16 protein-coding genes are annotated in these 14,803 nt (G+C 30.5%); all 16 read left to right on the top strand.

The genetic code is table 11. The annotated features are described in order from the left end of the window. Positions 1-8: 8 nt before the first annotated feature. Entirely contained in the window at positions 9-1,463 is a 1,455-nt protein-coding gene (gene tssC, locus HCN_RS07155; RefSeq protein ID WP_014667068.1) for a type VI secretion system contractile sheath large subunit, read from the top strand. A gap of 2 nt (positions 1,464-1,465) precedes the next feature. After that, entirely contained in the window at positions 1,466-1,858 is a 393-nt protein-coding gene (locus HCN_RS07150; RefSeq protein ID WP_002957596.1) for a GPW/gp25 family protein, read from the top strand. Next, complete coding sequence (gene tssF, locus HCN_RS07145; RefSeq protein ID WP_014667067.1) at positions 1,858-3,582, top strand: type VI secretion system baseplate subunit TssF; 1,725 nt, start codon at positions 1,858-1,860, stop codon at positions 3,580-3,582. Before HCN_RS07150 ends, tssF begins: the two co-directional genes overlap by 1 nt. Next, a complete protein-coding gene (locus HCN_RS07140) occupies positions 3,579-4,481 on the top strand; it encodes a type VI secretion system baseplate subunit TssG (RefSeq protein WP_002957594.1) in 903 nt (300 codons plus the stop codon). Before tssF ends, HCN_RS07140 begins: the two co-directional genes overlap by 4 nt. An 83-nt stretch (positions 4,482-4,564) precedes the next feature. Beyond that, positions 4,565-4,975, top strand: coding sequence for a hypothetical protein (locus tag HCN_RS07135; RefSeq protein ID WP_014667066.1), 411 nt, complete (start codon positions 4,565-4,567; stop codon positions 4,973-4,975). After that, positions 4,975-5,364 carry a hypothetical protein gene (locus tag HCN_RS12085; RefSeq protein ID WP_014667065.1) on the top strand — a complete coding sequence of 130 codons (390 nt, stop codon included), beginning with the start codon at positions 4,975-4,977 and terminating at the stop codon, positions 5,362-5,364. Before HCN_RS07135 ends, HCN_RS12085 begins: the two co-directional genes overlap by 1 nt. 153 nt (positions 5,365-5,517) lie before the next feature. Then, positions 5,518-5,979, top strand: a complete 462-nt coding sequence (locus tag HCN_RS07120; protein WP_014667063.1) for a hypothetical protein — start codon at positions 5,518-5,520, stop codon at positions 5,977-5,979. Next, positions 5,960-6,406 (top strand): hypothetical protein, encoded by a 447-nt coding sequence (locus HCN_RS07115; RefSeq protein ID WP_014667062.1) that lies wholly within the window; start codon positions 5,960-5,962, stop codon positions 6,404-6,406. The genes HCN_RS07120 and HCN_RS07115 overlap by 20 nt, the downstream gene beginning before the upstream one ends. Beyond that, positions 6,399-8,465: a lipase family protein gene (locus tag HCN_RS12080; protein WP_014667061.1), complete on the top strand. Its 2,067-nt coding sequence runs from the start codon at positions 6,399-6,401 to the stop codon at positions 8,463-8,465. The genes HCN_RS07115 and HCN_RS12080 overlap by 8 nt, the downstream gene beginning before the upstream one ends. Positions 8,466-8,481: 16 nt before the next feature. Further along, entirely contained in the window at positions 8,482-8,637 is a 156-nt protein-coding gene (locus tag HCN_RS11470; RefSeq protein WP_014667060.1) for a hypothetical protein, read from the top strand. A 359-nt stretch (positions 8,638-8,996) separates the two neighbouring features. Continuing rightward, positions 8,997-9,245, top strand: coding sequence for a hypothetical protein (locus tag HCN_RS07105; protein WP_014667059.1), 249 nt, complete (start codon positions 8,997-8,999; stop codon positions 9,243-9,245). Between the two features lie 44 nt (positions 9,246-9,289). Further along, entirely contained in the window at positions 9,290-9,886 is a 597-nt protein-coding gene (locus HCN_RS07100; RefSeq protein WP_014667058.1) for a hypothetical protein, read from the top strand. Beyond that, positions 9,883-10,317 (top strand): hypothetical protein, encoded by a 435-nt coding sequence (locus HCN_RS07095; protein ID WP_014667057.1) that lies wholly within the window; start codon positions 9,883-9,885, stop codon positions 10,315-10,317. The genes HCN_RS07100 and HCN_RS07095 overlap by 4 nt, the downstream gene beginning before the upstream one ends. Then, positions 10,314-10,934: a hypothetical protein gene (locus HCN_RS07090; protein WP_014667056.1), complete on the top strand. Its 621-nt coding sequence runs from the start codon at positions 10,314-10,316 to the stop codon at positions 10,932-10,934. The genes HCN_RS07095 and HCN_RS07090 overlap by 4 nt, the downstream gene beginning before the upstream one ends. Continuing rightward, positions 10,931-12,763, top strand: a complete 1,833-nt coding sequence (locus HCN_RS07085; RefSeq protein ID WP_014667055.1) for an alpha/beta hydrolase family protein — start codon at positions 10,931-10,933, stop codon at positions 12,761-12,763. The genes HCN_RS07090 and HCN_RS07085 overlap by 4 nt, the downstream gene beginning before the upstream one ends. Next, complete coding sequence (locus HCN_RS12075; RefSeq protein ID WP_014667054.1) at positions 12,764-14,803, top strand: hypothetical protein; 2,040 nt, start codon at positions 12,764-12,766, stop codon at positions 14,801-14,803.

The raw sequence follows: 14,803 nt of genomic DNA, 5'->3' as shown, positions 1-14,803 counted from the left end.
GAGAGAAAATGTCAAGCGATAAAGTGGTTGATACACCTATTATTGAAAGCATTATGGAAAAAAGTAAGTATTTAAAAAATGATGAAAGTTATAGTATAGCTAAAAGAGGTGTTGCCGAATTTATCTCTGCTATTGTTGAGAATGATGATGTAGAAGATAAAATTAATAAATTTGCTTTAGATGAGATGATAGCACATATTGATGATTTAGTATCTAAGCAAATGGACGAGATTCTACACAATGAGGATTTCCAAAAACTAGAGTCTGTATGGAGAGGCTTATATTTCTTAGTAGAAAGAACAGATTTTAATGAAAATATTAAAATCAACCTTTTTGATGTAACCAAAGAAGAAGCTTTAGAAGATTTTGAGAACAATCCTGATATTACCCAAAGTGTCATTTATAAAAATATTTATTCTTCAGAATATGGACAATTTGGTGGAGAGCCTGTTGGTGCTATCATAGGCGATTATCAGCTTAGCACCAATAGTCCAGATATGACTTTTTTAAATAAAATGGCAAGTATTGCTGCAATGAGCCATTCGCCATTTTTAACCTCTTGTGCTCCTAGTTTTTTTGGGTTAGAGAATTATTCAGAGTTAGCAAATATTCAAGATTTAGGAGGTTTGCTTCAAGGTCCTCAATACACTAGATGGAGAACCTTTAGAGAAAATGAAGATTCAAAATATGTGGGGCTTATGGTAACAAGATTTTTAACACGCTCTCCTTATAGTCCAGAAGAAAATCCTATCAAAACTTTTAATTATAAAGAAAATGTTCATAATTCACATAATCATTTATTATGGGGCAATTCAGCTTATGCCTTTGCTACAAGATTAACTGAAAGTTTTGCAAAATATAGATGGTGTGGAAGTATTATAGGTCCAAAAAGTGGAGGGAGCGTGAAAGATTTACCTACTTATCTTTACGAGAGTTTTGGCACTATGCAATCCAAGATTCCAACCGAAGTGCTTATTACAGATAGAAGAGAATATGAGCTTGCTGAAGCAGGGTTTATTGCTTTGACTTTAAGAAGAGATAGTAATAATGCAGCTTTTTTCTCTGCAAATTCAGCTTTAAAACCTAAAGTATTTCCAAATACACCTGAGGGAAAGGAAGCAGAAACGAATTATCGATTGGGAACACAGCTTCCTTATATATTCCTTATATCAAGATTAGCACATTATCTTAAGGTTTTACAAAGAGAAGAAATAGGTAGTTGGAAAGAAAGAACTGATATTGAAAACGGACTCAACGAATGGGTAAGACAATATATTTCAGACCAAGAAAATCCTCCTGCTGAAGTCCGAAGTAGGAGACCATTTAGAGGAGCTCAGATCAAAGTGGATAATGTGGCTGGAGAGCCGGGATGGTATAAGATAGGGCTTAGTGTTCGCCCTCATTTTAAATATATGGGCGGAAATTTCGAACTTTCATTAGTGGGCAAACTTGATAAAGAGTGAAGATGTCATTGCTTGGCAAGATCATTCATCAGTTAGACGATCAGTGTCAAAATATTCCTTTTTATCAAAACGAATTTGAGGATATTAAGACCAACATTCAAGCTTTACTTAATACCAAGTTAGATGATTGTATTATAGCTAATGATTTGGGTTTGTCAAATGTTGTAGAATTTAATTTAAACGCAAGTGATTTATGCTTCAAAATGGCTAAAGAGATTCATTTCCTTATAAGCAAATATGAGCGGAGAATTAGAATCTTATCTATTCGTTATGACAATTCTTTGACGCCTTGGCAAATTTCATTCTTTTTGCAATGCAATTTTTTTCAAGACCATTTTAAAGAATTTAGTTTAGAAATTATTTTTAAAAATGATAGATATTGTGAGGTCTTTTAGTGAATAATGAAGATGTATTTTACTACCAAAAAGAGCTTTCCTATCTCTATCAAACAAGAGAATATTTTGTCAAAAAATTTCCAAAACTCGCACCATTTTTAGCTCTTGATAGTAAAGACCCAGATATTGAGAGAATTATTGAAAATCTTGCTATTTTGACTTCTAAAATTCATCAGGAAATGGAACAAAATATTCCATACATAGCAGAATCTTTGTTGAATGTAGTCTCTCCTAATTATACTAATCCACTACCTTCTTTGTGTATGCAAGAGTTTCTTTTAAATAAAGATAGTAAAAAAAATAAGATTATTGTTCCAAAAGGAAGTCGCCTTCAGTCTATAACCATAGAACAAATTGAGTGTGAGTTTAGAACGATTTATGATGTTTATCTCTACCCTTTAGATATTGATGAAGTGTTTATGAGCAGTGAAAAACAATATCACACAATGGATTTAAGGTTAAAGGTTAATAAGCCTGATTTAAAAATTTGTGATATAGGATTAGATTGTTTAAATTTATATCTTGGAGATGACATCTACACTTCCGCAACTTTACTTTTATTCATTCACCTTTATTTGGAGGAGGTAAAAATCATTTCTTGTGATACTTCTGAAAAGTTTAAGCTTAATTCTTGCAACATTAAAACAATAGGGCTTGAACCAAATGAAAGTTGTTTAAATTATGATGATTTAGGGTTTGAGGCTTTTTCTTTGCTTAGGGAGTATTTTTTTATCCCTGAAAAATTTAATTTTATAAGAATACAGGGTTTAGATATTTTAAAGGATTGTCAAGGCTCAAATTTGAGTATTCAATTTAAGTTCAATAAAATTTTTCCAAAGAATTGCATCGTCAGAGCAGATTTATTTTCTTTAAGCATTACGCCTATTGTGAATATTTTTCCCAAAAATGCAGAATCAATTATTAATGACCATACCAAAGATGGATATAGGATTTTTGTAGATAGGGTGCATTTAGATTCTTATGAAATTATAAAGATTAATCAAGTCAAAGCTCACAATAGTGATAGTGGAAGAAGGATTCTTAAAAATTATAAGAGTTTTGAACGTTTTGAGTTTTTAAAAGACAATCAAAATGAATTTTATAGTATAAATGTTAAAAAAAATTCTAAAGGTGAAACATACAAAGAAATTTCTTTTTTTTCAGAGCATTCTTACAATGAGATAATTACCATTGATGCTTTGTGTTGTAATAAGAATTTACCCTCTAAGCTTAAGATAGGCGATATAAGACATATTAATTTTGAGGATATATCCACTAAAAATATTAAAATCCCAAGTATGATGAGAGAATATAGCGTTGATGGGCATTTACTTTGGAAGCTTGTATCTATACTCTCTTTTAATTATCAAAGTATTCTTAATACAACTTCATTTTTTGGAGTATTAGAAAGTTATAGTTTTGTCAATGACAAGGAGAATGAAGAAACTTATAAGCGTTTAAAAAATTCTATTGCATATATAGAATCTAAATCGACTTACCTCGTTGATGAATACATTACAAAAAAGGGAACACTCTGTATAATGGGCATTAAGGATTCTAATTTTTATTCTTTGGGAGAAGTTTATAAATTAGGGCTTATAATATCTAAATTTTTTGCTTCTTTTGTAAGCATTAATTCTTTTTGCGAATTAAAGATAAAATGCTTGGATAGCAAAGAGATTTTGTATTATCCAGCTACTCGCGGCAAAAAAGTTTCTTTATGAACAATACGACTTATTTTACTTTCCATAAGCTTCTTTATAAGCTTCTTAAAAAATACGACAAAAGGGACATTTTTTTAAGAACCAATAAAAGCCTCAAACACCCTCATAAAGAGATTGAATACATTGAAGAAAATAAAGAGTTTTTGATTGAAATAATGGTAAATTTTATGGGATTGCAAGGCAATACATCACAACTACCCTCTTATATGCTTGATAAGCTCTCAAGGAATGAAGATGGAGGCTCTGGATGGACATTATTCTTTGATTTTTTTAATCATTATATTCTTTGGCTCTTTTTTGAAAGCGCGAATTTGAAAAATTATTCTAGAAGTTTCAAAAAAGATTTTAGTGATTCTATTTCAAAGATTTTATTTTCTATATTGGGCATTAATGATAGAGAAATTGCTAAAAATTATTTGCCTTTTGCACCTTTGCTTTTAAGTGCCTCTCGTCCTAAATATTATATAGAAAAAGTATTGCAAAGTAATTTTAATTTGCATAATAAATTATATATCATTGAAAATCTCCCACATCAGATTTTCATCGCTCCTTCTCAAAAAAATAAATTAGGTATTAAAAATGATGTTTTAGGTAAAAATTTTATTTTAGGGAGTAAATTCCTCTCTTATCAGAGCAAGATAGGTATTTATATCAAAGACATTGAATACCATAGAGCCATAGAATATTTACCCAATCAAAATAAACACGAAGAACTCAAAGAGAGCATACTATTTCTTACCAATCATCAATTTTGTATTGACTTGTATTTGCGTATTAACCACAATGAAAAAATGAATTTTATTCTAGGTGATGAAAGTGTAGCAAAACTTAGTTGGGGATTAGCATTGGGGAATTTTAAGAAAAAATATCATTTAATGTGTATTAAAATGTATGAATAAATTTTTATATTTCCAAATTAAGTAATTTTATTGTTTTTTATGTTGGATTCTGCTCTAATCATAAAAATTTAGGGGACGCATTAATGACTGGAGAATTATTAGCCAAAACAAAACAACAAACACAACCTGAACAATTAAAACCTTTAAGCACTGCTATGCTTCACCCAATTCTAGAAGATGATGAAATCAAATGTCCTCATAATGGAGTAGTGCAATTACAATCTAATAAGGGTAAAAGCATTACAGATAAGAAGATTCCTTTTATTTTAGAAACTGATTTATTATATAGCTCTATTATAGGTTGTCCTAATCCTCATATAAGTGGAGGACCTTGCACACAAGTAGCATTCATACTTCCTAGTGCTAGAGGACTAAAGAAACATAATGATGATTATCCTATAATGCAAGATTTAGTAAGCTCTGGAGTATTCTCTGATAAGGGAGTTCCACTTATTTGCACTCCTAAACCTAATAGTTATAAAAAGATAGCTTAATGAAAAAGATTCTAAAAACTTTTAAAATTTTAAGTTTTATCATTATTCCGCCTCTTATCGTCTTTATCTATTTCTTTGGCTGGGGTTGGCTTGTGCCTTACGAATTACAACCGAGTTATTGGCAGTTTAGAAATATGTGTAAGATTAATGAACTTCCTAATGATGAGGAAAAGTATAATAAGATTCTTAAGTATTTTGATACAGATTTAGAGAGTTTGGATTGGGAGGAGTTGAATGAGAGATCATTAAAGCTAGTTAAAGGTTTTAATACAGATTATGTCGAAAGCAAGTTGGAATATAGGGTAAAGATTGCAACAATTCAAAAGAAACGCTATAATGTTTCGGTTGATTGTATGCTAACACCAAAGGGTTTTCAAAAGACAATATAACATATATTCAGACATACGGCTCTTGGGATACAAAGCGCTATTTTTTAGAGCAAAAAAGTATGGCAAATTATAATCTTGTATGGCGTGAAAAAGGATTAAGTTGCACTAATATTGCGCCCTTGAAATATGACTATGTAGAAAGGATAAAATGAAATGAGCAATAAACAACAAATCAATAGACTAAGAGATAACACGGAATTAGCTTGGGCTTCTTATGGATACTTTGACTTAGTGGGTAAAAAATTTGGTAATAAGGACGAATATAAAGGTAGAAAAGATACAGTAATTACCCTCCACGACATTTTAGATTCTGTTTATAATGGCTATATCGCAATGGGTAAAAACCGCTGGGGACAAGATATAGAGCTAGGCACACTCAAAGGCGACTTCACCCCCACTCAAGCAAAAAACTTCTTTGAACGCTATGATTTACTAGAGCATCAACCTAATATCAATTCAGGATTCTCCGCCACTCTCTTTAAAGATACAAAGGCAGATTCTAAAGATTCAGAATATATCCTCTCTATTCGTGGCACAGAATTTAAACTAGAACAAATCCAAGATTTACTCAATGATTATTACATAGGCACAAACAATGACAGAAAAGCAGCCTAGAGTAAAAATAAAAAAGATTCTAATCTTTTTATCACTAATTCTTTTGATTATATTATTTTGTACTCCATTTGTATATCCTAGCTATTATGAATTTAGAAAATTATGTGAGTTAAATAACTTTCCAAAAAGTCAAGAAAAATACAATAGAATACTAGGCTATTTTGATAAAAAATTAGACAATAGTCTAGGAGAAGATGGTTATGCAAAAATAGGATATTCAAATAGAATAGATTTGGGAGTATATATTTATTATAAAAATCCAAGTAATAAAGCATTAATTTTTGAAAATATTGATAAAATATATTTTAGACCAATATGGAAGTCCTACGCTCCAGAGCTATATGGCAATGAGGGCAATATGGATTTTAGAATAAGATTTGATGGCGAGATTGAGTGCAAAAAATTTGTAGGCGAGTTAGATGGATAACAAGCAACAGGTAGATAAATTAAGAGATAATGCAGAATTAGCGTGGGCTAGTTATGGATATTTTCATTGCGTTGGTAATAAATTTGACATAAAAGATGAAAATAAGATTGTTTCATTGGAAAATGTTTTAGATATTACTTATAAAAATTCCAAAATTATTGATGAAAAAGGATTTAAACTAGGCAAACTCGATGGCGACTTCTCCCCAACACAAGCAAAAAGATTCTTTGAACGCTATGATTTACTAGAGCATTGTCCTAATACCAATTCAGGATTTAGTGCAACTTTATTTAAAGACTTAGGAGAATTTGATAAAAAAACCAATACAAGAAACGCAGTAGATAAAGATTCTCAATATATCCTCTCTATTCGTGGCACAGAACTAAGCACAAACAAAACAGAGGAAACAGCAAAAGACCTACACACAGATTTCTTATTAGGCACAAATAGACACACCAAGCAATACTTTGATATGATAGATTTCATAGAGACAAAAGTAAAGCCTATTATCTACGATGACATAACACAAAGCTATGCTAAGATGACTATTGTGGGACATTCTCTAGGAGGTTATCTTGCCCAAATGTTTGCTTTATCTTATTCTCATTTAGTGGATAAGGTTTATACTTATAATGCACCGGGAATCTTTAATGATGATACAGAAAAGCTATTTAATCAACTTAAAAATGTAGCAACTCTTTTTCCTCCAATACAATCATTAGTGGTAGGAAGTATTATTGCTAATAGTATCATTTCTCTTTTTGAGTCTCAAGTAAATATACAAGCTTATGAAATGTTGCAAACAAGTAGTGATACAGGACTATATTGTGGTATGATAGAAATAAATGAGACATTGTTTCAGAGAATAGAAAGCTATCAAAGCAATAGCAAAAGATTACTAGCCATTAAAGGCACAGATAATTCAGCACTCCAACTTAAACATACTATCCCTTATTTTTTACGCACAGACCAAGAAGAAATAAGTTTAGAAAACTCCAAAATTAATGGTGTAAGAAAAATATTTTATATACCAAGCATGCAAGAATATGCACAAAAACTTTATGATAAAATCAAAGCTTATAGGGATACGCACAAAGGGCAAACTTTTTATGTATATTATGCTTATGCTTTTGTTCATACTGCTACACAAGCAAAAATTTGTGAAAGTAACACTATTATTTTAGACTATGATTTGCATATTCCTTTTGGGAGTTTGGGTAATCAATTTAAATCTTTAAGACAAAACAATGCTTATACGCCAAATACACTTGCACAGGAGCAGTTTTTTCATATTATTTCTAAAGATTTAAATAGTGAGTGTGATATTATAGGTAATTTAGGAATCAAAGCCTTAGGAGAAAGATATGAAATACAAATTGGTAAAACAGGCTTCATTAACACCCATTCCATTATCCCTCTCACTCAAACCCTCTACCTTTACTCTTATCTTTTAGACTCGCAATCCAACTATGACAAAGTAAAAGATAAAGACATTAATGAATGTATAGAATATTTAAATACTTTTATGCAAGGAGTTTATAAAGTCTTTAATCCTTTAAGTATCGTCATTAATAACAAAAATCTAACACCTTATAAAACTCAAAAAAAGAAACCAGATAGCACAGATTTCCTACCCACCTTTATAGAGTATATCCTTTATGTAACAAGCCTAGAAAAAGAGAGAGAAAGTATATATATTCAACTACATACTACCAAAGATAACATTATAGATAAAATAATAGTGTTAAGTGCTAAAAGATATTATCCAAAAATCTTAGATAAACAAGACATAGATAAGTTAGACCCTAAGCAGTGTAGTATAGCAGAAAAAAGAGCTATTTTTAAATGTCAGCCTTTTACAATAATTGATAGAGATGGAAACGAAGTATTAAGCAAAAACAACATTGCTAAACTCTTTAGATATAATAGCAATTCCACTAAAATAGCTCTATATAGTGATGAATCTAACACATCATATTTTGATGCTAGAATCTCTATGATGAAAAGTATTCTTTATGATGATGAAATGAGAGTGTATCATATACGCGAAGCGAATTAAATGAGGAGGGAAAATAATGTCATCTGTTTTATCTATGAGTTCTACTTTATATTTAGACGAACAAAGCAAAAGTATTTTTATCTTTGCTAATGATAAAGATTTCATTGATTGTGATACAATCCACTCCCAAATTTATGAAAAGATACAAGACAATGAAGAACAAAAAATATAAGCATAGAGGAATTACAATCCTATAAGCCCTCTCTCTTTTTCTATTCCACTCTTCTCACAGGCTCATCTGAAATACAATCTAATCCCTTTTTCTTTGGTCAATTAGATAAAGACAATACCATTAAACAAGATACACCAACTTATCACTTCTCCCCCAAAGATGAAGAAAATAATCTAGGCACACTTACTATCTTTTTAAACTCTTGCACTCTTACTCTTTTAAACTACTCTCTCTTAGATTCTACTCTAAATATTAAACTCACATTAACAAACAAAGAATCTAAAGCCAAACAACAACAAGCTAAAGCCAAAACAAAACAACAAACACAACCTGAACAATTAAAACCTTTAAGCACTGCAATGCTTCACCCTCTACTAGAAGATGATGAAATAAAATGTCCTCATAATGGAGTAGTGCAATTAAAATCTAATAAGGGTAAAAGTATTACAGATAAGAATATCCCTTTTATTTTAGAAACTGATTTACTCTATAGCTCTATTGTAGGTTGTCCTAATCCTCATATAAGTGGAGGACCTTGCACACAAGTAGCATTCATACTTCCTAGTGCTAGAGGATTAAAGAAATATAATGGAGAATTAATAATATAATTCCAAAAAAAGGACAAACTATAAAATCATTTATCTTAACTTTTATGGGTCTTGTGGTTTTATTTGTGCTTTCTGCTTGTGGATTGATTTATACGACCAAAGGGGCTCCAACGAAGAAACAAAAAGAGTTAATAGAACAATATGCTGGGCTTTATGTCTTTGATGAGAAATTAAGAGAAGAAATGATACAAAGGGAGAAAGAGAGGAGGGAATATATGGACGATTGGTTTAAAACGCACAAATTTTTTACAAAAGATGATTTAATACAACTTGATAAAACCCACCCCCAAACTCTCTCTAATGGGTATAAATACTATAATCAAGCCCTTAGTTATTATGAAAAACAATTTGAACCTTACTACCAAAAAATCAAAGAATATATGGGGGAGGAAGTTTTTAATGAATTAAAACCTGATATAATTCTTACAAGCTTTTATAGAGATGATAAGGGAATAGAGTTTCCTCTAACATTTATTGTAGAATTTACTTGGACTATAACTACTTATGGACTCTATGGTGATGAGGGAGCAGGGTTTAGATTGACAGAGAGATATTCTGTTGGTATAGCAGGTGATAATATCTTTTACTTAGAAAATGGTAGATTTATAAAAAGTAATGAAAAAAGAAAGGATATGAAATGACTCCTAAAGACTTTATAGAGCAACTCAAAGATTATGCAGATGTAGCTGATGCTAGTTATGCTATGTTGCATTATATTGATAATAATGAAGTATTTGACCCAAGAGATGATGAGTTTAGGGCTAAAATCCCCGCATTTAAACCAATAGAAAGATGGATATATGCAGATGGAATAAAATTAGGATATGAGATACAAGACAAGCATTTAAAAGATGAGAGAATTAAAAATTTTATAGAGAAAAATCAAAGAGAGTTAAGACAACCCACAGCTTATGCTTTAGCCATAGAGGCTAGATTTAGTCAAAATATAGAAATAAAAACGCCCAAATATAATAATCCTAGCAAACTAGAATTAAAGCTAATAAATAATACAATACAGAATCTTATTTATAGAAATAAAAAAGATTCAAAAACTAAAAGGATAACTCTATGAAATACTTTATCTTAATTTTTATTAGTCTTATAACTTTAGTCATTTGTGCTTCTTGTGGGCTTATCCATACAACTAAAGGAGCTCCTACAAAAGAACAAAAAGAATTAATGGAGGAATATGGCGGAATCTATGTTTTTGATAAAGCAATTAGAGATGAGATAATAGCATTACAAAAACAAGAACTTATAGAAAGAAAAAAAGTAAGCCTTGATGACCCAAACTTTGTTAAAAAAATGGTAGCTTTAGAGGAAAAATATTCGATTCTCTCCAATGGCTATAAATATAGTGATGGACTTGGATACTATGAAAAAGAGTATGAGCCCTACTACCAAAAAATCAAAGAATATATGGGGGAGGAAATATTTAAAGAATTAAAACCTGATATAATCTTAACAAGTTTTTATAGGATTAAAGAAAAGGACAAAGAGAAACATATACCCATTACTTTTCTTGTAGAATTTACTTGGACTATAACTACTTATGGACTCTATGGTGATGAGGGAGCAGGATTTAGATTTACAGAAACAAGGAAAACAGGTATGGGTGGAGATAATATTTTTTACCTAGAAAATGGTAGATTTATAAAAAGTAATGAAAAAAGAAAGGATATGAAATGACTCCTAAAGACTTTATAGAGCAACTCAAAGATTATGCAGATGTAGCTGATGCTAGTTATGCAATGTTGCATTATATTGATAATAATGAAGTATTTGACCCAAGAGATGATGAGTTTAGAGCTAAAATCCCCGCATTTAAACCAATAGAAAGATGGATATATGCAGATGGAATAAAATTAGGGTATGAAATAAAAGAGGAAAATATCAATAAATCTGTTTTAGCAAAACGATTATTTAATGATAAAAAAATCAAACTAGAACAACCCACTGCTTATGCTTTAGCCATAGAGGCTAGATTTAGTCAGGATATAGAAATAAAAACGCCCAAATATGATAATCCCAGCGAATTAGAGCCAACATTGATTGACAATAGAATCCAAAACCTTATTTATAGAGATAAAAAGAGTGATAAACAAAAAATTGAAGTTTCAGTTAATAAAGAAAGAGCCATACAAGATAAAAATACCTACCACCTCTCCCCTCGCACTAAATATTTCACTTCTCGCTTTGAAATGCTCCACCACCAGCCTAATACTTCTATGAGTGGCTATTCTCATACGCTTTTTCAAGATACTCAAGCAAAAGATATAAATGATGCTTACATACTTAGCTTTCGCGGCACAGAAATAAGAGGGGCAGAACTTTTTAAAGATATAGTTTTAACTGATGGCTCTATTGCTATTGGAATTGCTATCCCTCAAATTATTTCTTTAGTAAAATTTAAAAAAGAAGTCTTAAAAACTATTGAAAAAGATATAAAGGATTCTATCTATAAGCTTAATGTAGTAGGGCATTCTTTAGGAGGACATCTTGCACAAGCCTTTTGTCTATGCCACAAAACAGAAGCTATCCATAAACTCTATACTTTTAATGCGCCGGGATTTGGAGGAATACTAGCTAGTCTTTTAAATATTGCCATAAGAGTTATAAGGCTTGTAGGCAAACTCATTGTCAAATGTGCAAAAAAACTTTTTAATCTTTTAGGCTTTACAAGAAAAATAATTGATAAATGTGTCCATACTTGTAATCCCAATGATACTTTAGAAAATTATACAGAATATGCAGATACACTTAAACAAGAAATAGGAGAAGAGGAGATTGAGAATCTTGCGATAAATGCGAAAGAACTCTCTAAAGCACAAACAAAAATAGAAGTGCATCATATAGAAACTATAAAAAATCCTCTACCTAAAGAAGAATCTTTTGCAAGAGAATGGAAACAAACCCTAGAACCCTCAATATCTGTGATTTCTGATTTAGGATATAAGTATGGATTAAATATTATAGATAAACTAGATTATAAAAACACACAAAGGCTACATTTACTCTATGTAGGAGAGCTAGAAACAAGTTATGTAGCGACAAGTCATTTCTTGGAAAGTATCTTACAAATATTGTATTTTTATAATTATCTCCTGCAATCCCCAAGTAATCAAGCCAAAATACAACTTAGCCAAAGTATAGAAAAAGCACTAGATTATCTTAACTCCTATTCTAAACTTCTTATGGAATTGATATATGGCAACAAGCTTATAACAAATGCAACAACTATTACAAAGACAAGCAAAAATGATAACTATCTTAGTGTGTATCAACAAGAAATTTTACATATTTTTGTTCATAATCCTAAAAAAATGGCACAAAGATATGAATACGATTTCAATGGAAAAAGTGAAGTGATACAAATGGAGGATATAAAAGAGAGAGTTATAAAGAAAGAGCTAAGCAAAAATGATACAATGAATACCTTTTTACTTTTACTTGCTCTTGAGATTTATACTAAAATTATAGATAAAAATGATATGAAATGTTTGCTAAAAGGAGCATAAATGAATAAATACAGAACGCTCTATAAAGCCTTACCTTTTTGTATAGAAGACAAAGAAAATCAAGATATATTAGAAAAAGAAAATATCTATAAAACTTATACTTATAAATCCAATTTTGCCAAGATTGTCTTATCTGATGATAACGAAGAATTTTTCAATGCTAAAGAAAAACAAATAATTAATTTACTTTATGATGAAGAATGCAAAAGCTTGTATCTTGCTAATCAAAATAGTGAAATACAGGCTACATTTAACCCTATGAGCTCTACCATTTATATAGATACACAAACAAAAGAGTTATATCTCTTTGCCAACGATAAAGATTTCATTGATTGTGATACAATCTATGAACAAATCAAACAAGAATTGAAACTACAAGAAAGCATAGAGGAATTACAATCCTATAAGCCCTCTCTCTTTTTTTATTCCACCCTCCTACTAGGTTCATCTGAAATAGAAACTAATCCCTTTTTCTTTGGCACACCAGATACTAAATCCAACATAGGATTAGATGAATCTAAACCCATCTATCACTTCTCCCCTAAGGATGAAGAAAATAATCTAGGCACACTTACTATCTTTTTAAACTCTTGCACTCTTACTCTTTTAAATTACTCCCTCCTAGATTCTAGTCTTAACATCAAATTAGAATGTAACTCTAAAGAATCTAAAGCAATACTAGAAAAAGAACAAACACAAAGAGAGCAGATACAAAGAGATTCTAACTCCATAGATTCTCTAACAAGCACTGCAATGCTTCACCCTCTACTAGAAGATAATGAAATAAAATGTCCTCATAATGGAGTAGTGCAATTACAATCTAATAAGGGTAAAAGTATTACAGATAAGAATATCCCTTTTATTTTAGAATCTGATTTATTAAACTCTCCTATCATAGGTTGCACTAATAACATTGCAGGTGTTCCTACTCCTTGCACACAAGTAGCACTCATACTCCCAAATGCAAGAGGATTAAAGAAATATAATGATGACTATCCCATAATGCAAGATTTAGTCTCTAGTGGTGTAATGAGTGATAAAGGCTTTCCTCTTATTTGCACACCTAAACCTAATAGTTATAAAATCAATGCTCCTAGTCCTACTCATACTAAGAATAGAGACAAAGAGGCTTTAAAGACACAAATAGAATTTCATAAACCTATACTAAGACTACACTATAAAGAACACAAATCCCAACAAGACAATTTACCTATTACTCAATTCTATCTTTTTGATAATCTAAAAGAACAGACAAGTCCTTTTGAAAACCTTATTTTAGATTATCAAAGTGATGCACAAAGTATGAGTGATAAAAATTTAGAAAAAGAGTTACTGCAAAGCTATTCCAATAAAGAATATCAACACAAACAAATCAATCTACAATTTGGAATCCATCAAATCCATCTTGTCTTTATTATCCCCCAATATCTCCCTAAACTCTTTAAAGAACCCTATAAAGACTATGAGCATAAAGATTATGGTATAGGACAATATAAACCACTCCTAAATTATTCTAAAGACATTAAAGAATACAGAGAATCTACTCATTCTAAAGATACTTCTTTACAATCTATAAGCATTACTCATACAAGAGTATTCCTTTCTCCTTTTAAAGCGAACAAACTTCACTTTACATTTGCATTAGGCTTAGATGATTACTTAGACAAAGACAATACCACAGAGTTAAAGATAATTATTGGAGGGGTGTATGATGAAGGAGAGATAGAATCTGATCTAGTAGCAACTCTAGCAAGTAATGATGATAGATTAGAGTATGAAGCATTAGAGGATACTAAGGAAGAAAAACAAATCACAGAAATATATTTTTCTTATGGAGAGGATAAGATAAAACTTAAGGATATTTCAAGACATTCACAAGATATAAATTTGCATATAAGAACACAAGGGTATGAGGAGGGGGAAATAATAAAGGTAAAATTAGAATCTTCTACCAATCAAACATTTATTGTTCGTGGCAGAATACAGAATAACGAAGCATTCATAATGAATGTTTTAAAAGAAATTGAGGAGGAAAGATAG

The organism is Helicobacter cinaedi PAGU611 (genome assembly GCF_000284635.1).
Taxonomy (GTDB): Bacteria; Campylobacterota; Campylobacteria; order Campylobacterales; family Helicobacteraceae; genus Helicobacter_C; species Helicobacter_C cinaedi.
Note: the sequence above shows the minus strand (reverse complement) of the source record. Positions and strands in the feature narration are given on the sequence as shown.

Excerpts from the sequence above, each read along its gene's own strand:
- HCN_RS11470 (WP_014667060.1), top strand. The coding sequence starts at position 8,482 with ATGTCATCTGTTTTATCTATGAGTTCTACTTTATATTTAGACGAACAA.
- HCN_RS07115 (WP_014667062.1), top strand. The coding sequence starts at position 5,960 with ATGACAGAAAAGCAGCCTAGAGTAAAAATAAAAAAGATTCTAATCTTT.
- HCN_RS12080 (WP_014667061.1), top strand. The coding sequence starts at position 6,399 with ATGGATAACAAGCAACAGGTAGATAAATTAAGAGATAATGCAGAATTA.
- HCN_RS07090 (WP_014667056.1), top strand. The coding sequence starts at position 10,314 with ATGAAATACTTTATCTTAATTTTTATTAGTCTTATAACTTTAGTCATT.
- HCN_RS07100 (WP_014667058.1), top strand. The coding sequence starts at position 9,290 with ATGGGTCTTGTGGTTTTATTTGTGCTTTCTGCTTGTGGATTGATTTAT.
- HCN_RS07095 (WP_014667057.1), top strand. The coding sequence starts at position 9,883 with ATGACTCCTAAAGACTTTATAGAGCAACTCAAAGATTATGCAGATGTA.
- HCN_RS07140 (WP_002957594.1), top strand. The coding sequence starts at position 3,579 with ATGAACAATACGACTTATTTTACTTTCCATAAGCTTCTTTATAAGCTT.
- HCN_RS07120 (WP_014667063.1), top strand. The coding sequence starts at position 5,518 with ATGAGCAATAAACAACAAATCAATAGACTAAGAGATAACACGGAATTA.
- HCN_RS07135 (WP_014667066.1), top strand. The coding sequence starts at position 4,565 with ATGACTGGAGAATTATTAGCCAAAACAAAACAACAAACACAACCTGAA.
- HCN_RS07105 (WP_014667059.1), top strand. The coding sequence starts at position 8,997 with ATGCTTCACCCTCTACTAGAAGATGATGAAATAAAATGTCCTCATAAT.
- tssC (WP_014667068.1), top strand. The coding sequence starts at position 9 with ATGTCAAGCGATAAAGTGGTTGATACACCTATTATTGAAAGCATTATG.
- HCN_RS12075 (WP_014667054.1), top strand. The coding sequence starts at position 12,764 with ATGAATAAATACAGAACGCTCTATAAAGCCTTACCTTTTTGTATAGAA.
- HCN_RS07150 (WP_002957596.1), top strand. The coding sequence starts at position 1,466 with ATGTCATTGCTTGGCAAGATCATTCATCAGTTAGACGATCAGTGTCAA.
- HCN_RS12085 (WP_014667065.1), top strand. The coding sequence starts at position 4,975 with ATGAAAAAGATTCTAAAAACTTTTAAAATTTTAAGTTTTATCATTATT.
- HCN_RS07085 (WP_014667055.1), top strand. The coding sequence starts at position 10,931 with ATGACTCCTAAAGACTTTATAGAGCAACTCAAAGATTATGCAGATGTA.